Here is a 25,549-nt window from a genome sequence, read left to right as displayed (position 1 = left end):
CCCTACCCGTCCTGCGGGCCGGGGAACGCTGCGGCGAGCGGCTCCGCGAGCAGCTCGACCTGCCACTGCCGGGCACCGCGCCCTCGCAGGAACGCGGCGACGGACTCGGTGTCCGCCGGGTCGGGCGGCGTCCAGCACAACCGGCGCAGCGCGTCCGGCTGGAGCAGGTTCTCGACGGGCACCGCGAGCCGCTCCGACAGCTCGGTCACGACGGCGCGCGCCGCGAGGAGCCGTGCGGCCGCGGCCGGGTCGCGGTCCGCCCACGCGCGCGGCGGCGGGGGTGCGTCGCTGCGGGGGCCGCGGACGGAGGGCAGGGCGCTCGCGGGCAGCGCGAGCGCCTCGTCGACCGCGCGCTGCCAGTACGCAGCGCGACGACGGGTGCCCTTGCCGGCGAACGCGGGCACCTCGACGAGCTGGGCCACGGTGCGCGGGAGGGCTTCGGCGGCGGCGACGATCGCGCGGTCGGGCAGCACGCGGCCCGGGGCGACGTCGCGGCGGCGGGCGTTGGCGTCGCGCGCCTCCCACAGGCTGCGCACGACGGCGAGCCGACGGGGGTCGCGCAGCGTGTGGGTGCCCGACGTGCGGCGCCACGGGTCGACGCGCGGTGCGGGCGGCGGTGCCGTGCGCACCGCCTCGAACTCCTGCGCGGCCCAGCCGGCCTTGCCCGTCTCCTCGAGCCGGGCGGCGAGCGCGTCGCGCAGCGGCACGAGGACCTCGACGTCCAGCGCGGCGTAGCGCAACCACTCGGGCGGCAGCGGGCGGGTCGACCAGTCGACCGCCGAGTGCTCCTTGGCCAGACCGAGTCCGAGCACCTCCGCGACGACCGCGGCGAGCCCGACCCGCTCCATGCCCAGCAGGCGGGCCGCGAGCTCGGTGTCGAAGACCCGGGCGGGGACGACGCCGTGCTCCGCCAGGCCGGGCAGGTCCTGGGACGCGGCGTGCAGCACCCACTCCACGTCGCCGACGGCAGCGCGAAGCGGGGACAGGTCGGGCAGCGCGACGGGGTCGACGAGGGCGGTGCCGGCGCCCTCGCGCCGGACCTGCACGAGGTAGGTGCGCTGGCCGTACCGGTAGCCCGAGGCGCGCTCCGCGTCGGCGGCGACGGGGCCGCTCGCCGCGGCGAACGCCTCGAGGACCCGCTCGAACGCGGCGGGCGTGTCGACGACGGGCGCCAGGCCGTCCGCCGGCTCGGTGAGCGGCACGACGGGCCGCGAGGCCGCGGTGTCCCCGGCCGCCCCGTCGGGGGCGCCGGCAGGCTGGTCGGCAGGGACGGGGAGGGGTGTTGCGGCCGAGCTCATGTGACCACGGTATTGCGTGCCGCGGGAAGGGGCGTCACGCCGTCCGCGAGCGGGGGGAGCCCTGCCGTGGTGCACAGCAGCTCGGCCCAGGCCCCGAGGTGCGCCCCGAGGTCGGACGTCGCGGGGGTCCACGAGGCGCGCAGCTCGAGCTCGAGGTCGTCGGGGCGGTCCGACAGCGCGCCGAAGCTCTGCGACAGCACGCGCGAGACCGTGCCGCTCTCCGTGTGGACGTCGGCGCGGGACTCGTGCAGGGCGTCGGTCAGCCACGTCCACGCGACCTCGGCGAAGATCGCGTCGGTGGCCATCTCCGGCTCGACCGTCGCGCGCACGAGCGTCACGACGCGGAACCGTCCGCGCCACGCCTCCTGGCCCTCGGGGTCGTACAGGAGCACGAAGCGCCCGGACGCGAGGTCGGGGTCGTCGCCGCCCGGTCCGGCGACGTGGCCGGTGAGCGCTGCGGAGAACGGCGCGACGCGGCGCGGGGCGGGCACCTCGTGCAGCGCCACCTCGGGGCGCACGCGTCGTGCGCCGATCGTCTCGAGCGCCGCGCGGAACTCCGCGGGGGCGTCGATCCCGTGAGCGGTGATCACCCGCAGCACACTACGAGCCCCACCCGGCGGCTCCTCGTCGTGACGCGCAGGCGTCATCGAATCGTGACCGGTCGCACCGTCGTCGGCTCCATCGCCCGCATGCTGGCCGGATCGGGGCGGGCGGTGGCCGGGGGACTAGGCTGTCCCGGGTATCCGCCCCGTACCGTCAGCACCCGTGCGACTGCGCTCTCGACGGCGTCCGCGCGCGCCGGTGGACCGGTACCGATCTTGGAGGAGCAGGGAAGCAGATGGCAGCACGTGCACAGATCGGCGTGACCGGACTCGCGGTCATGGGCCGCAACCTGGCCCGCAACTTCGCCCGCCACGGCTACACGGTCGCGGTGCACAACCGCTCGTACGCCAAGACGCAGTCGCTCGTCGCGGAGGCCGGCCACGAGGGCGACTTCGTGCCGTCCGAGTCCATGGCCGACTTCGTCGCCTCGCTCGAGCGGCCCCGCAAGGTCGTGATCATGGTCAAGGCCGGCCCGGCGACCGACGCCGTCATCGACGAGCTCCTGCCCCTCCTGGAGGAGGGCGACATCGTCGTCGACGCGGGCAACGCCCACTTCCCGGACACCATCCGTCGTGAGAACGCGCTGCGCGCGAAGGGCCTGCACTTCGTCGGCACCGGGGTCTCCGGCGGCGAGGAGGGCGCGCTCAACGGCCCGTCGATCATGCCGGGCGGCACGCGCGAGTCGTACGCGAGCCTCGGCCCGATCCTCGAGGACATCTCGGCGAAGGTCGACGGCGTCCCGTGCTGCACGTACGTCGGCCCCGAGGGCGCCGGCCACTTCGTCAAGATGGTGCACAACGGCATCGAGTACGCCGACATGCAGCTCATCGCCGAGGCGTACGACCTGCTCAAGCAGGGGCTCGGGGCGTCGGCGGCCGAAATCGGCAAGATCTTCGCCGAGTGGAACACGGGCGACCTCGAGTCGTTCCTCATCGAGATCACCGCCGACGTGCTGCAGCACGTCGACGCCGAGACGGGGAGCGCGTTCGTCGACGTCGTGCTCGACCAGGCGGAGCAGAAGGGCACGGGGCGCTGGACCGTGCAGAACGGGCTCGACCTCGGCGTGCCGATCACGGGCATCGCGGAGGCGACGTTCGCGCGCGCCCTGTCGGGCTCCGTGCCGCAGCGCGAGGCGGGCCGCGCGGCCCTGCCCGCGGACACGCAGTCGTGGGACGTCACCGACCGCGAGGCGTTCGTCGAGGACGTGCGGCTCGCGCTGTACGCGTCGAAGGTGGTCGCGTACTCCCAGGGCTTCGACCAGATCGCCGCCGCGTCGGCGGAGTACGGCTGGGACATCGACCGCGGCGCGATGGCGCGCATCTGGCGCGGCGGGTGCATCATCCGGGCACGGTTCCTCAACCGCATCACCGAGGCCTACGAGCGCAACGTCCAGCTCCCGCTGCTGCTGTCCGACGAGTACTTCACCGGCGCGGTCGCGAACGGCCTCGCGGCGTGGCGCCGCGTCGTCGCGCAGGCGGCGCTCAACGGCGTGCCGACGCCCGCCTTCGCGTCGTCGCTCGCGTACTACGACGGCGTCCGCGCCGAGCGCCTGCCCGCGGCCCTCATCCAGGCGCAGCGCGACTTCTTCGGCGCGCACACCTACCGCCGCGTCGACAAGCCCGGCGTGTTCCACACCGAGTGGTCGCGCGACCGGAGCGAGACGCGCGAAGGCGACGCGTGAGCGGACGCGTCCTGCGCCCGGCGGTCGTCCACCCGATCATCCTGGGTGGCGACGCCGGCGCGTACAGCCTTGCGCGCGCGTTCCACGAGGCGTACGGGGTGCGCAGCACCGTCGTGACGATCGTCCCGACGCGCAACGTGCGGTACTCGACCATCCTCAGCAACGTCGTCGAGCCGCGGCTCGACGACCCGGAGGTCATGGTCGCCACGATCCGTGACGTCGCGTCGCGCGCGAAGGCACCCGCGATGGTGGTCACGTGCACCGACTGGTACGTGCGCGCGCTCGCCGAGCACCGCGCGAAGATCGAGGACGTCGCCGTGGTGCCGTACACCAGCACGGACCTGCTGGACCGCGTCATGGACAAGCAGCGGTTCTCCGAGCTGTGCCTCGAGCTCGGTGTGCCGCACCCGCGCACCGTCGTGCGGCACGGCGGCGACCCGGTCGGCGACCTCGACCTGCGCTTCCCGATCGTCGCCAAGCCGGGCGACAACGTCGCCTGGCACCACACGCAGTTCGCGGGCAAGCGCAAGGTGCACGAGCTCGCCGACCGCGAGCAGCTCGAGTGGCTGCTGCGCGCCGCGGGCGAGGCCGGGTACCGCAAGCCGTTCGTCGTCCAGGAGTTCGTGCCGGGCAACGACTCCCAGATGCGCATCATGACGACGTTCTCGGACTCGGACGGCCAGGTGCGCATGGCGCACGGCGGGCACGTGCTGATCGAGGAGCACACGCCCGGGACCCTCGGGAACCCGGCCGCGATCCTCACCGGCCCCCTCCCGCAGATCGAGGCCGACGCGCGCCGGCTCGTCGAGCACCTCGGCTGGACGGGGTTCGCCAACTTCGACGTCAAGGTGGACCCGCGGGACGGCCAGGGGTACTTCTTCGAGCTCAACCCGCGCACGGGACGCTCGAACTTCTACCTCACGTCGAGCGGCATCAACCCGGCCATGTACTGGGTGGGCGAGCACCTGCAGGACGGCCGCGTGCCCGACCCGCGGCGCGTCCCGGTGCTGTACCGGATCGTCCCCGGGTTCCTGCTGCGCCGCTACGTGCGCGCCGCCGGCGACCCGACCCTGACGGCTCGCCTGCGCAAGGTCAAGCGGGTGGGCCACCCGCTGAAGTACCGCGGCGACCGCGCCTGGCGGCGCGACCTGTGGGTCCGGCTGTCCGAGCTGCGCCAGGTCCGCAAGTTCGCGCGGTTCTACCCCGTCTCCGCGTTCCGGGCCGCCGCCTACCGGGGTGCGTCGCAGGGCGACGCGCGTGGTTGAGCCGGTCGCGGGCGCCCGCCCGCAGGAGACCCCCGGCGAGCGGGCCCCGGTCGGGGTGATCGGCGGGGTGGGCCCGCTCGCCACCGCGTACTTCCTCCAGCTCGTCGTCGCGCTCACCGAGGCCGAGCGCGACCAGGACCACCTCGACATGGTGGTGCTCAACCACGCCACGATCCCGGACCGCACGGCCTTCGTGCTCGGCCGGTCCGAGGACGACCCCGGCCCCGTGCTCGCGCGCGACGCGCGGCGCCTGGAGGCGTTCGGCGTCTCGTTCCTCGTCATGCCCTGCAACACGGCGCACTACTTCACGCAGCAGGTGCTCGACGCGGTGCGCGTGCCCTTCGTGTCGATCATCGACACGACGGTCGCCGCGGCGCGCGAGCGCGTCGCCGGCCTGACGACGGTCGGCCTGCTCGCCACCGCCGGCACCACGGCGTCGGGCGTCTACCAGGACGCCTTCGCGGCGCACGGCGTGCAGACCCTCGTGCCCGACGACGCGGACCAGGCCGTCGTGTCGCGGATCATCTACGAGCAGGTCAAGGCGGGCCGCCCCGTCGACCTCGACGCGCTCCGCGGCGTGACGGCGAACCTCGTCGAGCGCGGAGCGTCGGTCGTGGTCCTCGGCTGCACGGAGCTGTCCGTCGTCGCCGTCGACCACGGCCTGCTCGCCGACCCGGTCTACCTCGACTCGATGGACCAGCTCGCGCGCGCGACGATCCGGCGCGCGGGGCACCGCGTCCGGGACTGACCGGAACGAGCGGTCGCCCCGAGCGCTCAGCCGAGCTCGCTCGTCCCCGAGTACAGGTGCAGCACCGGCACGTGCAGGTCGTCCCGGGCGCGCGACGCCCAGTCCGTGTGGAACGTGTCCTCGACGGCGTGCGGGTACGTCACCACGACGACCTCCCGGACGTCGCCGGACGCCACGGCCTTGCGCAGCGCGGGCAGCGGGTCGTCCTCCGTGATCGAGCCGTCGGCCTCGCGTCCCGCGGCGCGCAGCTCCGCGACGCTGAGCTCGAGCTGCTCCGCGGCCGTCGCCGTGGCCTGCGCGCGCGTGGGCTCGCGGCCGACCACCTCGTCCCACGCCGCCTTCAGCTCTCCGACGCTCAGGTGGTCGATGATGCCCGACAGGACGTTGCGCTCGGTGTCCGCGGGCACGAGCACGCGGTAGCCCAGGCTCTCCCCCTCGTGGAGCGACAGGATGTGCTGGACGTCGGCCGGGTTCAGGGTGTCCTCGGTGAGGACGAGGATGGTGTCGGTCACGCGGATCAGACTATCGGCAGCAGCCAGCGCGCGAGCGTCGTGCCGGCGGGGGAGCCGTCCTCGTCCTGCGGCGCATGGAGCAGGTGCGCCAGGCGCGCGTGCCGGGGGAGGGCCACGCGCGCGCGCCCCGCGCCCGGTGCGGGGGCGCCCGCGACGATGCGGCCCGGCCCCGGACCCACGACCCGGGGCGTCGTCGTCACGCACAGCTCGTCCACCAGGTCGGCGGCGAGCAGCTGCGCGAGCAGCGTCGGCCCGCCCTCCGCGAGCACGCGCGTCAGCCCGCGGTCCGACAGCGCGCGCAGCCCCGCGGCCAGGTCGAGGTCCGTGCCCGACCCGACCTCGAGCACGCGCTCGGGCGGCACCCCGGCCCGTGCACGAGCCGCGCCGTCGGACCCCGTGAGGACGAACGGCGGCCGGTCCGTGCCCGAGAGCCGCTCCGGGACGCGCCCCGAGCGCGTGACCACGGCCAGCTCGAGCGGCGCCCCGTGCAGGTGCTCGAGCCCGCGCGGGCGGTCCAGCGGGGTGTAGCCCTCGGCGCGCGCGGTCCCCGCGCCGACCAGGACGACGTCGGCGAGCGCGCGCAGGACGCGGAACACGCGACCGTCGGCCGCGTCGTTGATCGTGCCGGACCGCTCGTCGGGACCCCACGCGGCGCCGTCGAGGCTCGCGACCATGTTCGCCCGGACGGTCGCCGGGCCCCGCGCCGACTCGTCGTGCGCGTACAGGGCCGCGAGGGTGGCTTCCCCCGGTTCGGGCGGGACGTGGCGCACCTGCGGCACGAGCAGGTCGAGGTGGGGGACGCTCGGGGGCGTGGCGGTGCTCACAGCCGCCACGGTAGCCGCAGGCGTAGGCTGGATCCTCGTGACTTCCGCGCCAGCGCCCGGCGGCGCCGCCGCCTCGGCGGGTCCCGCCCACCCCGATCCCGCGACCGCACGGCCCGTGCGCGCGCTCGCCGACGTGCGGCCCTCGGTGTCGCCGTCCCGGCTGCTCGCCGACCTCGTGCCCCCGCGCCACTTCGCGCGCGCGCGCTTCTCGACGTACCGCGCCGACCCTCGTCACCCGAGCCAGGCCACCACGGTCGCGCGGCTCGAGGAGGCCGCCGCGGCGATCGCCCGGCCGCCGCGGCGCGGCCTGTTCGGCACGCGTCGCGCCGCCGCCCCGGCGGTGTACATGGACGGCGGCTTCGGGGTCGGCAAGACGCACCTGCTCACCTCCCTCGCGCACGCCGTCGGGCTTGACGTCAGCGCGTACGGCACGTTCGTCGAGTACACCAACCTCGTCGGCGCGCTCGGGTTCGCCCCCACGGTCGACGCGCTCGCCGAGAAGAAGCTCGTGTGCATCGACGAGTTCGAGCTCGACGACCCGGGCGACACCGTGCTCATGTCGCGCCTCCTGCGGGAGCTGGCCGACCGCGGCGTGGCGCTCGCGGCGACGTCGAACACCCTGCCGGAGGCGCTCGGCGAGGGGCGGTTCGCCGCGGAGGACTTCCTGCGCGAGATCCAGGCGCTCGCCGCCCGGTTCGAGGTGCTGCGCGTGGACGGCGAGGACTACCGCCACCGCTCGGTCGTCACCGACTCCGCGCCGCTGCCCGACGACGCGGTGCGCGCGGCGGCGTCGACCCGCCCCGGCACGACCCTCGACTCGTTCGAGGAGCTCCTCGCGCACCTCGCGCAGGTGCACCCGAGCCGGTACGGCGCGATGCTCGACGGCGTCGAGGCGGTCGCGCTCACCGGCGTGCGCCCGGTGACGGAGCAGGCTGCCGCGCTGCGGCTCGTCGTGCTCGTCGACCGCCTGTACGACCGGGACGTGCCCGTGCTCCTCGGCGGTGCGGGGGAGAGCGGCCTGTTCACCGAGGAGATGCTGCGCGGCGGGTACCGCAAGAAGTACTACCGCGCCCTGTCGAGGCTCGGCGCGCTGGCCGAGGAGGGGCGCACCCTGGCCCGCTCGGCCTGACGGACAGCGTCTCCCGCCGTCCGAGGTCCCCGGGCGTCCGGCCGACCGCGGCGGTCCCGAGCACGCCGGTCAGGTCGCGGCGAGCCGCTTCTTCTCCGCCTCGACGTCGAAGTCGGCCGCGGGCCACCCCAGGTCCAGGCGCCGCAGCGCGTCGAGCAGCAGCTCGCTCACGGCGAGGCGCGCGTACCACTTGCGGTCCGCGGGGACGACGTGCCACGGCGCCGCCTCGGTGCTCGTGCGGTCCAGCATCACCTGGTACGCGTCCTGGTAGGCGGGCCACAGCGCGCGGGAGTCGATGTCGGACGGGTCGTACTTCCAGTGCTTGTCGGGACGCTCGAGACGTTCGGCGAGGCGTGCGCGCTGCTCCTCGTAGGACACGAGCAGCGCGACCTTGATCACCGTCGTGCCGGACGCGACGACCTTCTCCTCGAAGCGGTTGATCTCGTCGTACCGCTTGTCGAGCACCGCGGGCTCCACGAGCTCGCGCACGCGTGCGACGAGGACGTCCTCGTAGTGCGAGCGGTCGAACACGCCGATGTACCCGGGGGCGGGCAGCTCGCGCCGCACCCGCCACAGGAAGTGGTGGCGCAGCTCCTGCGCGGTGGGGACCCCGAACGACCGGTGCGCCACGCCCTGCGGGTCCACGAGGCCGACGACGTGACGCACGATGCCGCCCTTGCCCGCGGTGTCCATCCCCTGCAGGACGAGGAGCACCGACCGGGAGCCGCCCGAGCGGCCCTCGGCGAACAGCCGCTCCTGGAGCTCGGACAGCTCGTCGGCGTGGTGCTCGACGAGCGCGCGGCCGGCCGCCTTGCCGCCCCGGAAGCCGGGGGCGGCCGACCGGTCCACCGTCGCGAGGTCGAAGCCGTCGGCGACGCTCAGCACGTCGGTGGGTGCGGCGTCCCAGCCGGGAGCGACCGGGGTCGCCGCCTTCTTCCGGGCGTCCTTCTTCCGGACGCGCTTCGTGCCGGCGTCCTTCGGGCGGGGTTCCTTGCGGGTCTGCTTCGTCGTGCCGGTCCTCGCGCTCTTCGCCTTCTTCGCCGCAGCCATGGGCGAGCGTAGTCACACCCAGGACAGCACCGCGACCGAGCGCGCCGGGAGGTGCACGAGCCGTCCCTCGACCGTGGTCGCCGGGTCCCACGCTGCGAGGACGCGGGGCGCACCGCCCAGCGCGACCCGCACCGTGCGCGGCCCGGCGCCGAGGTTCACCGCGACCGCGACCGTGCCCCGCTCGACGACGAAGGCCGGGCCGTCGTGCGGCCCCTTCCGCGCGTCCTCGCCCGACGCGTCGTCCTCGGGGCCGTCCGGCCCGTGCAGCCGCACGACGGACAGGTCCCCGGACCGGACGTCGTCGCGGCGGCGCAGCGCGACGAGCGCGCGGTACCAGGCGAGCAGCCGCGCGTGCTCCGGCCGTTCCGGCTCGGACCAGTCGAGCACGCTCGCGTCGCGCGTCGCCGGGTCCTGCGGGTCGGGGACGGCGGGCGCCCCCTCGTCCCAGCCGTGGTCGGAGAACTCCGCCGCGCGTCCGTCGCGGATCGCGCGGGCCAGCTCGGGGTCGTCGTGGTCGGTGAAGTACTGCCACGGCGTCGAGGCGCCCCACTCCTCGCCCATGAAGAGCATCGGGGTGAAGGGCGAGACGAGGACGAGCGCGGCAGCGACCGCGAGGCCGCCCGCGTCGAGGGTCGACGACGGCCTGTCGCCCTGCGCCCGGTTGCCCACCTGGTCGTGGTTCTGCGCGCACACCACGAACGCGTGCCCGTCGGTGCCTGCCGGCACGGGGCGGCCCCACGGCGCGCCGCGGAACGTCGACCACGACCCGTCGTGGACGAAGACGCCGGTCAGCGCCTTGCGCAGCACCGCGACCGGTCCGAAGTCCACGTAGTAGCCCTGCCGCTCGCCGGTGAGCAGGGCGTGCAGCGCGTGGTGCACGTCGTCGGCCCACTGCGCGGCCATGCCGCGCCCGCCCTGCTCGGACCCGGTCACGGTCGCGACGTCGTTCTCGTCCGACTCCGCGATCAGCGTGAGCGGCCGCCCGACCTCCTGCGCGACCCGCTCGACGCGGCGCGCGAGCTCGGTCAGCACGTGGGTCGGCGACTCGTCGACGAGGGCGTGCACCGCGTCCAGGCGCAGGCCGTCGACGTGGAACTCGACGAACCACCGCTCCGCGTTGTCGACGATCCACTCGCGCACCTCGCGGCTGCCCGAGCGGTCGAGGTTGACGGCCGCGCCCCACGGCGTGTGGTGGGCGTCGGTGAAGTAGGGGCCGAACTCCGGCAGGTAGTTCCCCGAGGGGCCCAGGTGGTTGTAGACGACGTCGAGCACGACCGCGAGCCCGCGCGCGTGCGCGGCGTCGACGAAGCGCTGCAGCGCGCGCGGTCCGCCGTACGGGTCGTGCACGGCGTACAGGTGCACGCCGTCGTAGCCCCAGCCCCACCGTCCGCCGAACGCCGCCACCGGCATGATCTCGACCGCGCCGACGCCGAGCTCGACGAGGTGGTCGAGACGGCCGGTCGCGGCGTCGAGCGTGCCCTCGGCGGTGAACGTCCCGACGTGGAGCTCGTAGACCACCTCGCCGCGCACGTCGCGGCCGGGCCAGGCGTCGTCGGTCCACGCGAACGCCGGGTCGAACGTGCGGCTCGGGCCGTGGACGCCGTACGGCTGCCAGGGGCTGCGCGGGTCCGGCCGGCCCGGGCCGCCGTCGACGGCGAAGCCGTAGTCCGTACCCCACGGCAGCTCGTGGTCGTGACCCCACCAGCCCGGCACGTGCGCGCCGACGAGCCGCAGCGGGGTACGGCGCGCACCCTCGAACGTCCCGGCGCCGTGCTCGGGCACGAGCAGCTCCACCTGGCGCGCCGCGGGCGCCCAGACGAGCGGGCGGGCCCCGGGCACCGGGAGCATCGGCGTCCCGCGGGGCGGGGGTACGGACGTCATGCGTCACCGTCCTCGACGAGCAGCGCGACGGGCAGCTCCTCGAAGAGCCGCTCGAGCGGCACGGTCCCGGCGGCGTGCCGGCGCCCGGTCAGGACGTCGAGCCAGCCGGTGGGCGCGTCCGGGAGCGTCACGACGTGGTCGCGCCAGCCGCCGAGGCGCCGGACGGTGCCGTGCAGACGGGTCGCGACGGTGACGACCCGTGCCGCACCGGAGACCGTGCGCGCGAACCCGAGCGCGCACGGGGTCGACGTCGCGAGCGGGGCGTAGCCGGCCTCGGGGCCGACGAACGCCTCGGGCGACGCTCGGCGCAGGCGCAGGGCGCGGGACGTGACGAGCAGCTTCTCGTCGCCGAGCGTGCGCGCCACCCCGCCGTCGTCGAGGCGGGCGAGGCGTCGCGCGAGGTCCTCGACGTCGACGGGCCGCCGGTTGTCGGGGTCGACGAGCGTGGGTCCGTAGGACTCGCTGCCCTGGTAGACGTCCGCCACGCCGGGCGCGGTGAGCTGCACGAGCTTGATCCCGAGGCTCGCCGCACGCAGCTCCTCGCGGTGGTCGTGCGACCAGCGCTCGAACGCCCGCAGCACGTCCGGGTCCTCGAGCGCCTTGCGTGCGAGGTCCTTCACGGCGCGCTCGTACGCCTCGTCGGTGCCGGTCCACGACGTGCGCACCTTCGCCTCGCGCAGCGCCTTGCGCAGGTAGTCCACGAGCCGTTCGGCGTCGATCGCGCCGGACGCGCTCCGTGGCCCGTCCCGCTCGACGTCGGTGTCGGCCCCGGGCAGCGCCGGCGCGTCCGGCTGCCACGTCCCGGCGACGGTCTGCCACAGCAGGTTCTCGGCGAGGCCGTCGACCAGCACACCGCGGTACGGGGCGCTCGCCGCACGCACGGCGTCGACGACCCGCGCCCATCCGGCGGTGTCCTCCGACAGGACGCCGAGCGCTGCGCGCGTGTCCTCGCCGCGCTTGGTGTCGTGGGTCGACCCCGCGGTGAGAGCGAGCGGGGTGAGCGCGGCGACGCGCTGCGCGAACGCGTGCCAGTCGTGCACCCCGACGCTGAACCGGTCGGGCTCTCCGCCCACCTCGCACAGGCTCACGAGCTCGGTCCAGCGGTAGAACGCGGTGTCCTCCACGCCCTTGGCCATGACGGCCCCGCACACCTGCTGGAAGCGCACGACGAGCTCGTCCCGGCGGGGCTCGCGGCGGCGTCCGGCGCTGCCGGTCTCGCGCCCGAGCACGAGGTCGACGACGACGTCCAGCGTCTCCGCGCGCTGCGGGTCGAGGTGCACGCGCGCCCGCTCGGCCGCCTCCTCGACGGCGCGCACGGCCTCGTGCCGCGGCGGCGTCCCGGGGACGACGTACGCGCGGTACCGGTCGAACGCGACGAGGAGCTCGCGCAGGCACTGGTGCAGCCCGCGCCACGTGTGGTCGCGCAGCCGCGGGTCGTCGTGGCAGACGGCGGCCGCGAGATCGGTGAGGCGGTGCACCTCCGCGTACAGCGGCCCGGCGACCACCTCGCGCTTCGCCTGCTCGACGACGCCCTCGAGCCCTCCCGGGGGCGCACCCGTGAGCCGGGTCATCGTGGCGTCGAGGCCGGCGCGGCCGCCCGGGTCGACGAACAGCTGCTGCAGACGCCAGGCGACGTCGTAACCGGTCGTCCCGACGGTCGCCCAGTCGGGCGGGACCTGCTCCTCGCCCGCGAGGATCTTCTCGACCACCACCCACGCGCCGTCGGTGCGCTGCGCGAGCCGTTCGAGGTACTGGGCGGGGTCGGCGAGCCCGTCGGGGTGGTCGATGCGGAGCCCGTCCACCACGCCGGTGCGCACGAGGTCGAGCACGAGCGCGTGCGTCGCGTCGAACACGTCCTCGTCCTCGACCCGCACCGCCGCGAGGGTGCCGACGTCGAAGAACCGGCGGTAGTTGAGCTCCTCGTCGCCCACGCGCCAGTAGGCGAGCCGGTAGTGCTGGCGCTCCACGAGCTCGGCGAGCGGCAGGTCCTCCGTGCCCTCGCGCACGGGGAAGACGTGCTCGTAGTAGCGCAGCACGGTCGTGGGCGTGCCGCCGTCCACCGCTGCGTCCGCGACGCCGGCGTCCCGCGGCACGTGCGGGACCACGATCTCGTCGAGCACGAGGTCGCCCGCGGCCAGCGCGTCGCCGAGGCGCACGCCGAGCACGGGCATGAGCACCGCGCCGTCGTCCGTCGACCAGTCGACGTCGAACCACGACGCGTACGGCGACTGCGGCCCGTGCTGCAGGACCGACCACAGCGCGCGGTTGTGCCACGCCGGGGTGGGGACGGCCATGTGGTTCGGGACGACGTCGAGCACCATGCCGAGCCCGGCGGCGTGGGCGCACTCGGCGAGGCGCTCGAGACCGGCACGCCCGCCCATCTCGACGCTGATGCGCCCGTGGTCGACGACGTCGTACCCGTGCGTCGACCCTGGTGCGGCCTGCAGCACGGGGGACAGGTACAGGTGGGTCACGCCGAGCGAGGCGAGGTACGGCACCTGGCGCGCCGCCTCGTCGAACGTGAGGTCGGGGCCGAGCTGCAGACGGTACGTCGAGACGGGTGCGGCACGGCGGGCACCGTCGCGGGGCGCCCGCGACCCGGTGGTGGCGGGCGCCGTCACGACGCCGGCGGGCGGGTCAGGACGATGACGCTGCGGCCGGTCACGGGGATCGTGTCCCCGGGCTGCAGCGCGTCGCCGGCGTCGAGCGTGCCGTCGGTGTCGAGCACCACGTCCCAGGACGTCCCGTAGCGCTCGGGCGGCACGGTGAACTCGAGCTCCTCGGAGTGGGCGTTGAGGAGCAGGAGGAAGGAGTCGTCGACGATCGGCTCGCCGCGCCGGTCCTTCTCGGGGATCGCGTCGCCGTTGAGGAACACCATGACGGTGCGGGCGTAGCTGTGGTCCCAGTCCTCCTGGGTCATGCGGGAGCCGGTGATGTCGAGCCACTCGATGTCCGGCAGGTCGTCCGCGCCCGTGCCGCCGTCGCGCCCCACGAAGAACCGGCGGCGGTGCAGCACCGGGTGGTCGCGCCGCAGCCACACGACGTGGCGCGCGAAGTCGAGCAGCGCGCGCCGCTCGTCCCGCTCGTCGCGCCCGCCGGCACCGACCCCCGCCTCCCCGTTGGACGCCTCGTCGGCACCGGCGTCCGAGAGGAAGCTCCAGTCCATCCAGGTGATCTCGTCGTCCTGGCAGTACCCGTTGTTGTTGCCGCCCTGCGTGCGCGCGATCTCGTCGCCGTGCGCGAGCATCGGCACGCCCTGGGACAGCAGGAGCGTGGTGAGGAAGTTGCGGCGCTGCCGCGCGCGCAGCGCGAGCACCTCCGGGTCGTCCGTGGGCCCCTCCGCGCCGCAGTTCCACGAGCGGTTGTGGCTCTCGCCGTCGTTGTTGCCCTCGCCGTTCGCCTCGTTGTGCTTCTCGTTGTAGGACACGAGGTCGTTGAGCGTGAAGCCGTCGTGGGCCGTGACGAAGTTGATCGACGCGATGGGCTTGCGGCCGCTGTGCTCGTAGAGGTCGGAGGAGCCCGTGAGGCGGCTCGCGAACTCGGGCAGCGTGGAGGGCTCGCCGCGCCAGAAGTCGCGCACGGTGTCGCGGTAGTCGCCGTTCCACTCGGTCCACATCGGCGGGAAGCCGCCCACCTGGTATCCGCCGTCGCCCAGGTCCCACGGCTCGGCGATGAGCTTGACCTGGGAGACGACCGGGTCCTGCTGGACGATGTCGAAGAACGCGGAGAGCCGGTCGACCTCGTGGAACTGCCGGGCGAGGGTCGCGGCGAGGTCGAAGCGGAAGCCGTCGACGTGCATCTCCGTGACCCAGTACCGTAGCGAGTCCATGATGAGCTGGAGCACGTGCGGCGAGCGCATGAGCAGCGAGTTGCCGGTGCCGGTGGTGTCGAAGTAGTGCGCCTCGTCGCCGTCCACGAGCCGGTAGTACGCCTTGTTGTCGATGCCCCGGAAGCTCAGCGTGGGGCCGAGGTGGTTGCCCTCGGCCGTGTGGTTGTAGACGACGTCGAGGATGACCTCGATGCCGGCCTCGTGCAGCGCCTTGACCATGGACTTGAACTCCATGACCTGCTCGCCGCGCGTGCCGAACGCCGCGTAGCCGTTGTGCGGCGCGAAGAAGCCGATGGTGTTGTAGCCCCAGTAGTTCGACAGCCCCTGGTCGACCAGGTGGGGGTCGTTGACGAACTGGTGCACGGGCATGAGCTCGACCGCGGTGACGCCGAGCGAGCTGAGGTGCTCGATGACCGCGGGGTGCGCCATGCCGGCGTAGGTGCCGCGCAGCTCCTCGGGCACGTCGGGGTGGCGCATCGTCATGCCCTTGACGTGCGCCTCGTAGATCACGCTGTCGTGGTAGTCGCGGTTCGGCGGACGGTCGTGGCCCCAGTCGAAGAACGGGTTGACCACGACGGACACCATGGTGTGCGCCGCCGAGTCGTCGTCGTTGAGCGGGGGAGCGGGGGGCGGTGCCTGCTCGTCACCGTTCTCGTCGTCCGGGTCGGCGGCGTCCTGCGCCTCGCCGAACCGGTAGGAGTACAGGGACTCGTCGCCGTCGACCTGTCCCTCGATCGCCTTGGCGTACGGGTCGAGGAGCAGCTTCGCGGGGTTGCACCGGTGCCCGTTCGCCGGGTCGTACGGGCCGTGCACCCGGTAGCCGTAGCGCGTGCCCGGGGCGACGCCCGGCAGGTAGACGTGCCAGACGTGCGCGTCGACCTCCTCGACCTCGACGCGCTGCTCGGTCCCGTCGTCGTCGAGCAGGCACAGCTCGACGCGGTCGGCGATCTCGGAGAAGAGGGCGAAGTTCGTGCCCGTGCCGTCGTACGTGGCCCCGAGGGGGTAGGGATGGCCAGGCCAGGTCTGCATCCCCTGAGGATGTCATGCGGCGCGGGACGTCGCTCAGGAGATGTGGACGGTTCGATGAGACGCACGTCACGTCTGGAGCACGAAAAGAAAAAGTGTGCCAAGCGCGTGGGGTTCGGGTGCGAGCGCCGAGCCGACCTGGTAGACCCGATCCATGAGCACCGACGCACGACCCGAGGACGACCTCAACACGTCCGACATCGCCTCCGCCCGCCTGTCCCCGCCGCGCGAGGAGGGCGAGGAGCACGGCGACGTCCTGACCGGTGGCGACCCGGCGAAGGCGCCCCACTCGCTGTCCGAGACGGAGCGCCGGCCGATCGAGGGCGCGTCGTCGGGCACGTCGTGGGACGACCCGGACGAGCTCTGACACGCTCCCGCCCCGGCTCCTGCGCCACGGCGGCGGTCCGCGTCAGTCGAGGCGGGGGAGCCGGTCGGCGTCGACCGGCAGGATGCGCGGCATGCCGGGTGGCGCGACGGCGCTGACCGCGAGGTAGCGGGCCTCCGCGCGGTGCAGCCGGATGTGCTCGTCGACCGTCCAGTCCGGCCCGTTCGTCAGCACCATGCCGCACGAGCACTCGATGGTCACGCGCCCGGACGCGTCCTCCACCACCTGGCCCGTCGTCACGTGCGCGGCCCGCGCGCCGGCCTTCGCGCGGCGCATCGACGCGCTCACCGGCTCGGGCCGGACGGCGTCCTCGCGCTCCGCGGTGCTCCCGCGGCGGCCGGTGTGCGAGGTCGGGCGAGCGGCATCCACGGGACCGAGCCTAGACGCCCGCGGCACCGCTCCCGACGCGGGCCGGCGCGACGCCGTCGTCCGGGCGGTCGTGGTGCCCGTCGTGCTCGTCGCCGTGGTCGTGCGGCAGGCCGAGCGCGTGGGCGCGCTCGTGCGCCCGCTCCGCCGCCTCGCGGGCGGCGATGCGGGCGCGCACCTCCTCGCGCCGCAGCGGCGGGACCGTCGTCGGCGGCTGACGGCGCTCGGGCAGCTCCTCCAGCAGCCGCGAGACGATCGCCGACACCTCGACGACGGCGCGCTCGAACGGCTCCTCGGTCGTCGCGCTCGTGCGCTGGATGCCCGTGACCTTGCGCACGAACTGGCGTGCCGCGGCCTCGACCTCCTCCTCGGTCGCAGGAGGGACGAGACCGCGCAGGGTGGTGATGTTCCGGCACATGCCACGACGCTACGGGCGTGTGGCGAGCGTCACAAGGGGCGGGGGCGTCAGGCGAAGCGTGCGGACGCAGCGACGGTCCCGCGCGGGTCGACGTCCAGGCGGAGGTCGGCCAGCCGCAGGCCGGGCGGGAGGTCGGCCGTGAGGTCGAAGGTCCGACCGCGCAGTGCGTCGACGTGGCCCCGAGCGGCGACGAGGAGTGCCGCGACGGCGGGGTTGCGGCTCGACAGGTCGAGCTCGCGGACCCTGAGCACCGACCGGTCGTCGACGTCCGCGGCGAGGACCGCGTGGACGCTCGCCGAGAGGATGCCTTTGCGCACGCGCCCGAACGCGCGCACCGCCACCGAGCGCGGGCCGGCCGACGTGATCTCGACGTCGAGGGAGGAGAGCGCGACGCCGCGCGTCGCCAGCTCCTCGGTGAGCAGGCGACGCGCGGTGGCGACCAGCGCGCCCTGGGGAACCGCGACGCGCACGTGGCCGCTGACGGGGTGCGCCTCGTCCGGCTCCACGAATGCGATGCCGAGCCGCGCGTCGGACGTCTCGACCCACGCGAACCGCAACCCCTCGGCCTCCGCGGTGACGTCGACCGGGACGTCCTCGACGACGACCGGGTGCGCGTCGACGCGCAGGCTGCGGAGCGTGGCCGGTTCGCTCGACCGGGGCTGCTCGGGGCGCCACGGCTCACGGGACGCGGCCGGCACCCCGGAGCGCACGGCGGCCACCACTCCGGAGGCGTCGACGGCGAGCGAGGCGACGTCGGGGCCGTCCAGCGCGGCCTCCACCCGGAGCCTGTCGAGGTGGGCGGCACGGTCGCCCACCTCGTCGCGGACCGCCTGGTGGACGCGCACGGCGAGCTCGGCGCCCGTCGTCGGGCGTGGTGCACGGCCGAGGGGGAGGAGCTCGTCACGGGACGCGTCGCGGACCATGGCCGAGAGCCTAGGGCCTGCGTGCTCCGCGACGACGAAGGCCGTCCCGGACGGTGTCCGGGACGGCCTTCGTGGTGGTGGGCGATACTGGGATCGAACCAGTGACCTCTTCCGTGTCAGGGAAGCGCGCTACCGCTGCGCCAATCGCCCGAGGGTGCTGCTGCGAGGTGGAGATGGGATTCGAACCCACGTATACGGCTTTGCAGGCCGCTGCCTCGCCTCTCGGCCACTCCACCGCGAGACTCGTCCTCCCGGCGGCCGGACGAACCGGCCGGAGAGTGGCCTCCGAGCGGATGACGGGACTCGAACCCGCGACCCTCACCTTGGCAAGGTGATGCTCTACCAACTGAGCCACATCCGCGCGGCCGGTGCTCCGTGCCCCGACCGACACGTCGGTCGCAGGCCCGGTGTTCCGGCGCGTCCCACATACTAGCCGACTTCTGCGACGATCCGTGCATCCGGCGGCGGGACGGGGAGAGCGGGTCGGGGAGGCGGGACGACGAAGGCCGTCCCGGACGGTGTCCGGGACGGCCTTCGTGGTGGTGGGCGATACTGGGATCGAACCAGTGACCTCTTCCGTGTCAGGGAAGCGCGCTACCGCTGCGCCAATCGCCCAGTGCTGCGAGGTGGAGATGGGATTCGAACCCACGTATACGGCTTTGCAGGCCGCTGCCTCGCCTCTCGGCCACTCCACCGTGACTCGTCCCTCTCCTGTGCTCTCGGGAGAGAGAGTCGGGGAGTGGTCTCCGAGCGGATGACGGGACTCGAACCCGCGACCCTCACCTTGGCAAGGTGATGCTCTACCAACTGAGCCACATCCGCGCGACCGGCTCGTGGGGCAGGAGCGAGACCCGATGTGGACTCTCTCCGCGACCCCGGCGTTCCGGCGCGTCCCAGACATTAGTCGACCGGAGCGCTCGGCGTCCAACTGGCTCCGGGGGCGTGCTCGACGACGCCCCGGCAGCGCCGTGCGCACGGTCCGCGTCGCCGTGGCGCGGTGCTCGGTAGCGTGAGCCCGTGCCACGACCAGGGACGACGCCGCGGAGGGTGCCGCCGACGACGCCGCCGACCGCGACGGAGGGGGCCGTGCCGGGCACCCCGTCGGGCGACGGCGTGGCGCGGTTCGCCGGCCGAGCAGCGCGCGGGGTCGTCGAGTGCGTGGACGTGCTGAGCGCGCCGGAGCGGCTCCTCGAGGACGGTCCGTGGTTCGTCGTCGCGGAGTTCGACGCCCCGCGGGGGCGCGCCCGCGCCTGGCGGTTCGCGGAGCGGACCGACCCGGCCGAGGACCCGGCCGAGGAACCGACCGAGGACCCGACCGAGGACCCGACCGGCACTCCCGGCGACGGTGCGACGGGCGTGTGGCGGGGGCCGTCGCCGTCGGCGTGGACGAGCTCCCTCGACCGCGCCTCGTACGAGGCGGCGGTGGCGCGCGTGCGTGCCGAGGTCCGGGAGGGGCAGGTGTACCAGGCGAACGTGTGCCGCGTGCTGAGCGCCCCGCTGGCACCCGACGGCGACCTCGAACCCGACGCCCTGGCCCTCGCCCGCCGGCTCGCGCGGGGCAACCCTGCCCCGTACGCCGGCGTGCTGCACGTGCCGGCGAGCAGCGGCGTCGAGCCGGCGTGGGTCGTCAGCGCGTCGCCCGAGCTCTACCTCGGGCTCGCCGACGGGGTGCTGACCTCCGGCCCGATCAAGGGCACCGCGGCGACGGCGGCCGCCCTCACCGCCAAGGACCGCGCCGAGAACGTCATGATCACGGACCTGGTCCGCAACGACCTGCAGCGCGTGTGCCTGCCGGGGACGGTGGAGGTCACCGACCTGCTCGCCGTCGAGGAGCACCCTGGCCTCGTCCACCTCGTGAGCCGCGTCGCGGGGCAGGTGCGCGACGACGTGCTGTCCGCCCCCGACCGCTGGGCGCGCGTGCTCGGCGCGACGTTCCCGCCCGCGTCGGTCTCCGGGGCGCCCAAGTCCTCGGCGCTGCGCCTCATCGGTGAGCTCGAGCCCGTGCCGCGCGGCCCGTACTGCGGGGCCGTCGGGTGGGTCGACGGCGACGAGGCGGTCCTCGCGGTGGGGATCCGCACGTTCTGGTGGTCCGACGGCGTCCTGCGGTTCGGCACCGGTGCCGGCATCACGTGGGGGAGCGACCCGGCGCGCGAGTGGGAGGAGACCGAGCTCAAGGCGCACCGCCTCGTCGGGCTCGCCTCCGGCACACTGGAGCCATGACGCAGCCCCTGCCCACGCCGGGCGCCCCCGCGGCGCCGCCGGAGAACCTCGTCGTGTGGGCGGGCGACCGTCTCGTCGACCCGGCCGACGCGGCGCTCAGCGCCGTCGACCACGGGATCACCGTCGGCGACGGGGTGTTCGAGACGTGCGCGGTCTTCGACGGCCGCGCGTTCGCGCTGACGCGGCACCTGCGCCGTCTCGCGCGGTCCGCGACCGGCCTCGGGCTCGACGCGCCCGACGACGCGGCGGTGCGCTCGGCCGTCGACGAGGTCCTCGCCGAGGCCCGGGAGCGCGCGTCGGCCGGCGCGGGGGAGGTCGGGCGGCTGCGCATCACGGTGACCGCGGGGCTCGGCCCGCTCGGCTCGGGGCGCACGCCCGGGGCGCAGACCCTCGTCGTCGCGGCCGGGCCCGCCACGATCGTGGCGCGCGGGCGCGCCGTCCGCTCGCCGTGGACCCGGAACGAGCGCTCGGCCGTCGCGGGCCTCAAGACGACGTCGTACGCCGAGAACGTCGTGGCGCTCGCCGACGCGGTGGCGAAGGGCGGCGACGAGGCGCTGCTCGCCAACACGGCCGGCGAGCTGTGCGAGGGCACGGGTGCCAACGTGTTCGTCGAGCGCGACGGCGAGCTCGTCACCCCGCCGCTCTCGTCGGGCTGCCTCGCCGGGATCACGCGCGAGCTGCTGCTCGAGTGGGCCGCCGAGGACGGGCTGCCGGTGCGCGAGGCGCGGCCGGGCGAGCTGCCGTTCGACGTGCTCGACGAGGTGAGCGACGGGCGCGCGGGACTGCTGCTCACCGGGTCCGTGCGCAACGTCCAGCCGGTGACCTGGATCGACGGCGTGGACGTCCACGCGGGCTCGGTGTCGCTCGCCGCGCGCGAGCTGTTCGAGCGGCGTCGGCGGGAGCGCCTCGACCCGTGACGCCGTGCGTCGTGCCGAGGTGAGGTCCCCGGGCGCTCACCTGCGGTGCGGCGAGCCGCGCGATCGCGCCGGTTTTCCGATCGGGTCCGGTTCAGGCTAGTATCGACCTCGCACTCGGGCGATTGGCGCAGTGGTAGCGCGCTTCGTTCACACCGAAGAGGTCACTGGTTCGAACCCAGTATCGCCCACCGAGCGTCACGGCAGCACCGAGGGCCCGTCACCGCACCAGCGGGGGCGGGCCTCTTCGTGTCCGCTCTGCACCCCGGCGATCGATGCGCCGGGGTGGACCGTGTCCTCTGTCACACCTGCGTCGCGTCATGCATCGTCCTCGCCGTGCGTCCTTGCTCCTGGACGACCGTCCAGGAGCGAGGAGAACGCGTGCCCCCCACCACCCCCCGACCATCTCGGGCGAAACGCCGACCGGTCCTGCGACGTGCCCTTCCGGGCGCGCTCCCGCTGCTGCTCGTCCTGCTCGGGCTCACCGCCGTCCCCGCGCCGGCGAGCGCCGCGGAGCTCGACGCGATCACCGGCGTGGAGATCACCCGTCCCACCGGGGAGCTCCAGCGCGGGGACTCGATCCGTCTCGACGCGACGTGGAGCGTGCCCGACGACGCGAGCGCGGGCGACACGTTCCGCCTCGTGCTCCCGACGGCGCCTCGCGTGGTGGGGACCCCGGACGCGTTCGACCTCGCCGACCCCGCCGGGTCCGTCGTCGGGACCTGCGCGGTCGACGCGACCCAGATCCTGTGCACGCTCGGCGAGTACGTCGCCACGCACACGGCCGTCGCCGGGACGTTGTTCTTCTGGGCGGAGGTCACGGAGACGAGCACGTCCGAGGTGCTGGTCTTCCGCACGGGCGGCGGTGCCGAGATCCACGTCGACGTCCCCGGCGGCATCGGCGACAGCGACACCTGGGGGTGGGGACCGCCCGCGTCCCCGGTCAAGAACGCCTGGTTCGACGCCGAGGACGGCCGTGCCCACTGGCAGGTGAACGTCCCGGGTCAGTACCTGACGGGACCGGACGGCGAGCCGGTCGTGGTCACCGACACGTTCGACCCGCGCCTGACCCTGGTCGTCGACAGCATGCGCGCGGTCGCCGTCCCCGTCGACCGGTGGAACCGGGGCGACTTCTGGGGCGGGGGGTTCTGGCTGGACAGGTCCCAGTACGTGATCGAGACCGGCCCCGCGGCCAACCAGTTCCGGTTCAGCGTTCCCGGCGCCCTGGGCGACGACCACGTCTACGTGCTGGTCTACGCGACCGAGGTCCCCGAGGACGCCCGCGACGGCGACCGGTACCGCAACTCGATCAGCGGGACGGGCTTCGCGGAGGCGGTGGCGACCGCGGTGTACGCCGGCGGGGCGGGCACGGGCCGGGGCGAGGCCGTGCGGTCGATCCGGCTCACCAAGCAGGTCGACGGCGACGACTCGGGGGCGGTCACCGGCCCGTTCGTGTTCGAGCTCGTCTGCCGCGGCACGGACGGCACGACGCTCGACGGGTTCCCCCGCGCGGCCGCCGTCTCCACCGGCGCGACGACGACGTTCACGGACGTGCCCGTGGGGGCCCTGTGCGCGCTCACCGAGACCGAGGACGGCGGCGCGGACCGGGTGGCGCTCGCCCCGGCGGGCCCGATCGCCGTGACGGCGGACTCGCCCATGACCATCGACGTCGTCGCGACCAACACGTTCGACACCCACGCCGGCGGGCTCGCCGTGACCAAGCGCGTCACGGGCACGGGCGCCGGCCTCGTCCCGGACGGCACGCCGTTCACGGTCGACTACGCGTACGAGGACGCCGACGGCGAGGTGTCCGGCGAGCTGGTCGTCAGCGACGGGTCGACAACGGAGCTCACGGACCTCCCCGCCGGCACCGTGGTGACCCTCTCGGAGGCGCGGCCCGGACCCGTCGACGGCGTGGCGTGGCAGCGGCCGAGCTTCGCGGGCGCCGGCGTGGAGGCGCTGGACGACGGCACGGCGCGCGTCGTCGTCGGTGCCTCCACGACCGTGCGCGTCGTGCTGACGAACGAGGCGGTCACGCAGATGCCGCCGGACGAGACGGACGAGCCGTCCGACACCGCCGACGCGCCGCCCGCCACGACGCCGAAGGGTGGCCTGCCGGCGACCGGCACCTCGCTCGCGGTCGCGTCGCTGGGCGCTCTGGTCCTCGTCGCGGCGGGAACTGCGGCGGTCGTCTCCCGGCGCCGGTTCCGGGCCTGAGGCCTGCCCTGAGCCCGAGGGTCCGCGACGGTGTCGCCGCGGTCGCGACGGTGGCACCCTGGGGTTATCCGGCACCCGGAGGTCCAGCGCGGTCGCCGGCGGGTCACGAAGGAGTGAGGCAGCGATGGTCACCATCCGGCGCGGGTTCTCCAGCTTCTCGGCGGACGACCTGGACGCGGCGCGGGCGTTCTACGGCGACACCCTCGGCCTGGGCGTCACGGCGCTCGAGGACGGGAACGGGCTCGTGCTCCACCTCGAGGGCGGTGCCGACGTGTTCGTCTACCCCAAGGAGGACCACCGGCCGGCGACGTACACCGTCATGCACCTGACGGTCGACGACGTCGACGAGGTCGTCGACGAGCTCACCGCGAAGGGCGTGAGCTTCGAGCGGTACGAGGGGTTCCAGCAGGACGAGAAGGGGATCGTGCGCGGGTTCATGGAGGGTGGCGACGGCGCCTGGTGCACCGACCCCGCCGGCAACGTCGTCGGGTTCGCGGACGGGCCCGACATGGAGCGCCTCGTCGGCGGGTGAGGCCCGGTCGTGCGGGCAGGCCGCGCCGCTCCTAGGGTCGGCGGTGCGACGCGCCCCGTGTCGCCCCAGGGCCGAGGGGATCCCCGATGACGTACCGCGAGCGGGAGCGCACGCTGAGCGCCCCCGAGGACTGGAGCGTGCCCGTGCTCGCGCTCGACGGCACGACCGCCGAGCACCGTGAGCCGCTGCACCTCGACGCGCTCTACTACGACACCCCCGACCTGCGGCTGCTCGCCCACGGCGTCACGCTGCGACGCCGGACCGGCGGGGACGACGCGGGGTGGCACCTCAAGCTGCCCGCGCCCGGCGACGCGCGCGACGAGCTGCGGCGCCCGCTCGGCGCCGACGCGCAGGCGCTGCCGACGGTCCTCCCCGGCCCCGCGGGCACGCCCGTGCCACCCGAGGAGCTCACCCGGCTCGTGGTCGGCCTCGCGCGCGGAGACACGCTCGTGCCCGTCGCACGCGTCCGCACCGAACGTCGGACGACGGTGCTGCGCCGCACCGGGGACGACGACGCACCCCTCGTCGAGGTCGCCGAGGACAAGGTCGCCACCGAGCGCGTCGCGCCGCCCGGGGCGCGCGCCCACCCGACGAACACCGCCCCGCACGCCGGCGAGACCGGCGCGTGGCGAGAGATCGAGGTCGAGCTCGCACCCGCAGGGCTCGGGACGGACGACCCCGAGGCACTCCTCGCCGCCGTCGTGGACGCGCTCGTCGCCGCCGGCGCGTCCGAGGAACCGGGCGGGCCGAAGCTCGCCCGCGCGCTCGGCGCCCCGCACGACGCGGGTCGTCCGCGGACCGCCGGCGCCGGCCGCCGCACCCGGAAGGCCACGACGGCGGGCGAGGTCGTCGTCGCGTACCTGCGCGAGCAGGTCGACGCGCTCGTGCGCCGCGACCCCGAGGTGCGCCGGGACGTCCCGGACGCCGTCCACAGGTCCCGCGTCGCCGCCCGGCGCCTGCGCAGCGCGCTCGCCACCTTCCGACCGGTGCTCGACCGCGACGCCACTGAGCCGGTGCGCGAGGAGCTGGCCTGGTGGGGCCGCGTGCTCGGCGAGGCGCGCGACGCCGAGGTGGCGCGCGACCGGGTGCACGACGTCCTCGAGCGGCTCCCCGAGGAGCTCGTCGTCGGCCCGGTGCGCGCACGCGTCGTCGACGAGCTCGATGCGCGCTACCGCGACGCGCTGCGCGGCGCCGTCGCGCAGATGTCCGAGCGCCGCTACCTCGACCTGCTCACGTCGCTCGAGGCGATCGCGGCCACACCGCCGCTGACCGACGGCGCGTCCGCTCCCGCGGCGGACGTCCTGCCGTCGCTCGCCCGCAAGGCGTGGAAGCGCACCCGCCGGCGCGCGCGGGCGGCCGCCGCCGCGGACGGGCCCCGCCGGGAGGAGCTGCTCCACGACGTCCGCAAGGCGGCGAAGCGCGCCCGGTACGCGGGCGAGGCGATGTCCGGCGTGATCGGCAAGGACGCCGGACGGTTCGCGCGTCGGTTCGAGGCCGTGCAGGACGCGCTGGGCGACCACCACGACGCCGTCGCGCTCGGCCGGGACCTGCGCGCGCTCGGCATGCAGGCGAACCTGTCGGGGGAGAACGGGTTCAGCTACGGGCTGCTCGTGGGGATCGAGCGGCAGCGCGCCGACCGGGCGCTCGAGGAGCACGAGGTCGCGTGGGCGCGGGCGCGGCGCGGGCGGTACCGGCGGTGGACGCGCGCGTAGGGCGCTGCCGGGCGAC

At 74.8% G+C, this 25,549-nt stretch carries 21 protein-coding genes and 7 tRNA genes; 11 read left to right on the top strand and 17 right to left on the bottom strand.

Features of this window, described 5'->3' with window-relative positions; translation table 11 throughout:
• Positions 1 to 2 precede the first annotated feature (2 nt).
• Together ACFTZA_RS12465 and ACFTZA_RS12460 are read right to left on the bottom strand one after the other, a co-directional pair.
• Positions 3 to 1,298: an HRDC domain-containing protein gene (locus ACFTZA_RS12465; RefSeq protein ID WP_378195002.1), complete on the bottom strand. Its 1,296-nt coding sequence runs from the start codon at positions 1,296 to 1,298 to the stop codon at positions 3 to 5.
• Positions 1,295 to 1,888 (bottom strand): DUF3000 domain-containing protein, encoded by a 594-nt coding sequence (locus tag ACFTZA_RS12460; RefSeq protein ID WP_378194999.1) that lies wholly within the window; start codon positions 1,886 to 1,888, stop codon positions 1,295 to 1,297. The genes ACFTZA_RS12465 and ACFTZA_RS12460 overlap by 4 nt, the downstream gene beginning before the upstream one ends.
• Before the next feature lie 248 nt (positions 1,889 to 2,136).
• Between ACFTZA_RS12460 and gndA the strand changes: the two genes are divergently transcribed.
• From gndA to ACFTZA_RS12445, 3 genes are read left to right on the top strand one after another with little or no spacing between them, the layout of a single operon-like run.
• Positions 2,137 to 3,582: an NADP-dependent phosphogluconate dehydrogenase gene (gndA, locus tag ACFTZA_RS12455; RefSeq protein ID WP_378194996.1), complete on the top strand. Its 1,446-nt coding sequence runs from the start codon at positions 2,137 to 2,139 to the stop codon at positions 3,580 to 3,582.
• The gene (locus ACFTZA_RS12450) at positions 3,579 to 4,847 is read left to right on the top strand and encodes a carboxylate--amine ligase (protein WP_378194993.1); all 1,269 of its coding nucleotides are present in this window, start codon (positions 3,579 to 3,581) and stop codon (positions 4,845 to 4,847) included. The genes gndA and ACFTZA_RS12450 overlap by 4 nt, the downstream gene beginning before the upstream one ends.
• A complete protein-coding gene (locus ACFTZA_RS12445; protein ID WP_378194990.1) occupies positions 4,840 to 5,595 on the top strand; it encodes an aspartate/glutamate racemase family protein in 756 nt (251 codons plus the stop codon). Before ACFTZA_RS12450 ends, ACFTZA_RS12445 begins: the two co-directional genes overlap by 8 nt.
• 26 nt (positions 5,596 to 5,621) lie before the next feature.
• Here the strand turns inward: ACFTZA_RS12445 and ACFTZA_RS12440 are convergent, their stop codons facing one another.
• Together ACFTZA_RS12440 and ACFTZA_RS12435 are read right to left on the bottom strand one after the other, a co-directional pair.
• On the bottom strand, positions 5,622 to 6,107 hold the full coding sequence (locus tag ACFTZA_RS12440; protein ID WP_378194987.1) for a hypothetical protein: 486 nt from the start codon (positions 6,105 to 6,107) through the stop codon (positions 5,622 to 5,624).
• Between the two features lie 5 nt (positions 6,108 to 6,112).
• Positions 6,113 to 6,931 (bottom strand): dihydrofolate reductase family protein, encoded by an 819-nt coding sequence (locus tag ACFTZA_RS12435; RefSeq protein WP_378194985.1) that lies wholly within the window; start codon positions 6,929 to 6,931, stop codon positions 6,113 to 6,115.
• A 37-nt stretch (positions 6,932 to 6,968) separates the two neighbouring features.
• Between ACFTZA_RS12435 and zapE the strand changes: the two genes are divergently transcribed.
• On the top strand, positions 6,969 to 8,060 hold the full coding sequence (gene zapE, locus ACFTZA_RS12430) for a cell division protein ZapE (RefSeq protein WP_378194982.1): 1,092 nt from the start codon (positions 6,969 to 6,971) through the stop codon (positions 8,058 to 8,060).
• Between the two features lie 69 nt (positions 8,061 to 8,129).
• On the opposite strand, the gene ACFTZA_RS12425 is transcribed toward zapE, so the two are convergent.
• The 4 genes from ACFTZA_RS12425 to glgX are packed head-to-tail and all read right to left on the bottom strand — an operon-like array spanning position 8,130 to position 15,849.
• Positions 8,130 to 9,110, bottom strand: a complete 981-nt coding sequence (locus ACFTZA_RS12425) for a PPK2 family polyphosphate kinase (protein ID WP_378194979.1) — start codon at positions 9,108 to 9,110, stop codon at positions 8,130 to 8,132.
• A 12-nt stretch (positions 9,111 to 9,122) separates the two neighbouring features.
• Positions 9,123 to 10,991, bottom strand: a complete 1,869-nt coding sequence (gene treZ, locus ACFTZA_RS12420) for a malto-oligosyltrehalose trehalohydrolase (RefSeq protein WP_378194976.1) — start codon at positions 10,989 to 10,991, stop codon at positions 9,123 to 9,125.
• The gene (gene treY / locus ACFTZA_RS12415; protein ID WP_378194973.1) at positions 10,988 to 13,612 is read right to left on the bottom strand and encodes a malto-oligosyltrehalose synthase; all 2,625 of its coding nucleotides are present in this window, start codon (positions 13,610 to 13,612) and stop codon (positions 10,988 to 10,990) included. Before treY ends, treZ begins: the two co-directional genes overlap by 4 nt.
• The gene (gene glgX / locus ACFTZA_RS12410; RefSeq protein WP_378194970.1) at positions 13,609 to 15,849 is read right to left on the bottom strand and encodes a glycogen debranching protein GlgX; all 2,241 of its coding nucleotides are present in this window, start codon (positions 15,847 to 15,849) and stop codon (positions 13,609 to 13,611) included. The genes treY and glgX overlap by 4 nt, the downstream gene beginning before the upstream one ends.
• A gap of 151 nt (positions 15,850 to 16,000) precedes the next feature.
• On the opposite strand from glgX, the gene ACFTZA_RS12405 reads away from it, so the two are divergent.
• Complete coding sequence (locus tag ACFTZA_RS12405; protein WP_378194967.1) at positions 16,001 to 16,213, top strand: hypothetical protein; 213 nt, start codon at positions 16,001 to 16,003, stop codon at positions 16,211 to 16,213.
• A gap of 42 nt (positions 16,214 to 16,255) precedes the next feature.
• Here ACFTZA_RS12405 and ACFTZA_RS12400 read toward each other — a convergent pair whose 3' ends face one another.
• The 9 genes from ACFTZA_RS12400 to ACFTZA_RS12360 all read right to left on the bottom strand — a co-directional run bounded on the left by ACFTZA_RS12400 (position 16,256) and on the right by ACFTZA_RS12360 (position 18,760).
• A complete protein-coding gene (locus tag ACFTZA_RS12400) occupies positions 16,256 to 16,600 on the bottom strand; it encodes a hypothetical protein (RefSeq protein WP_378194964.1) in 345 nt (114 codons plus the stop codon).
• A gap of 10 nt (positions 16,601 to 16,610) precedes the next feature.
• Positions 16,611 to 17,015 carry a DUF2277 domain-containing protein gene (locus ACFTZA_RS12395; protein WP_378194961.1) on the bottom strand — a complete coding sequence of 135 codons (405 nt, stop codon included), beginning with the start codon at positions 17,013 to 17,015 and terminating at the stop codon, positions 16,611 to 16,613.
• 47 nt (positions 17,016 to 17,062) lie between these two features.
• A complete protein-coding gene (locus ACFTZA_RS12390) occupies positions 17,063 to 17,938 on the bottom strand; it encodes a hypothetical protein (protein WP_378194958.1) in 876 nt (291 codons plus the stop codon).
• A gap of 75 nt (positions 17,939 to 18,013) precedes the next feature.
• Positions 18,014 to 18,088, bottom strand: a tRNA-Val gene (locus tag ACFTZA_RS12385).
• A 15-nt stretch (positions 18,089 to 18,103) separates the two neighbouring features.
• Positions 18,104 to 18,174 (bottom strand) — tRNA-Cys (locus ACFTZA_RS12380).
• A 52-nt stretch (positions 18,175 to 18,226) separates the two neighbouring features.
• A tRNA-Gly gene (locus ACFTZA_RS12375) sits at positions 18,227 to 18,299 on the bottom strand.
• Between the two features lie 179 nt (positions 18,300 to 18,478).
• Positions 18,479 to 18,553: transfer RNA gene (locus ACFTZA_RS12370), tRNA-Val, on the bottom strand.
• A 9-nt stretch (positions 18,554 to 18,562) separates the two neighbouring features.
• Positions 18,563 to 18,633: transfer RNA gene (locus ACFTZA_RS12365), tRNA-Cys, on the bottom strand.
• 54 nt (positions 18,634 to 18,687) lie between these two features.
• Positions 18,688 to 18,760 (bottom strand) — tRNA-Gly (locus ACFTZA_RS12360).
• A 264-nt stretch (positions 18,761 to 19,024) separates the two neighbouring features.
• Here ACFTZA_RS12360 and ACFTZA_RS12355 point away from each other — a divergent pair.
• The 6 genes from ACFTZA_RS12355 (at position 19,025) to ACFTZA_RS12330 (ending at position 25,533) form a co-directional block, all read left to right on the top strand.
• Complete coding sequence (locus ACFTZA_RS12355) at positions 19,025 to 20,158, top strand: chorismate-binding protein (RefSeq protein WP_378194955.1); 1,134 nt, start codon at positions 19,025 to 19,027, stop codon at positions 20,156 to 20,158.
• Positions 20,155 to 21,075: an aminotransferase class IV gene (locus ACFTZA_RS12350; RefSeq protein WP_378194952.1), complete on the top strand. Its 921-nt coding sequence runs from the start codon at positions 20,155 to 20,157 to the stop codon at positions 21,073 to 21,075. Before ACFTZA_RS12355 ends, ACFTZA_RS12350 begins: the two co-directional genes overlap by 4 nt.
• Positions 21,076 to 21,191: 116 nt before the next feature.
• Positions 21,192 to 21,263: transfer RNA gene (locus tag ACFTZA_RS12345), tRNA-Val, on the top strand.
• 190 nt (positions 21,264 to 21,453) lie between these two features.
• Entirely contained in the window at positions 21,454 to 23,289 is a 1,836-nt protein-coding gene (locus ACFTZA_RS12340; RefSeq protein WP_378194950.1) for a DUF5979 domain-containing protein, read from the top strand.
• A gap of 124 nt (positions 23,290 to 23,413) precedes the next feature.
• The gene (locus ACFTZA_RS12335; RefSeq protein ID WP_378194947.1) at positions 23,414 to 23,821 is read left to right on the top strand and encodes a VOC family protein; all 408 of its coding nucleotides are present in this window, start codon (positions 23,414 to 23,416) and stop codon (positions 23,819 to 23,821) included.
• Between the two features lie 86 nt (positions 23,822 to 23,907).
• Positions 23,908 to 25,533 carry a CHAD domain-containing protein gene (locus tag ACFTZA_RS12330; RefSeq protein ID WP_378194944.1) on the top strand — a complete coding sequence of 542 codons (1,626 nt, stop codon included), beginning with the start codon at positions 23,908 to 23,910 and terminating at the stop codon, positions 25,531 to 25,533.
• The last annotated feature ends 16 nt before the right edge of the window (positions 25,534 to 25,549 follow it).

Source organism: Cellulosimicrobium sp. NPDC057127, assembly GCF_042670945.1.
Taxonomy (GTDB): domain Bacteria; phylum Actinomycetota; class Actinomycetes; order Actinomycetales; family Cellulomonadaceae; genus Cellulosimicrobium.
The sequence above is the reverse complement of the archived record's forward strand: the minus strand, read 5'-3'. Positions and strand labels throughout refer to the sequence as shown.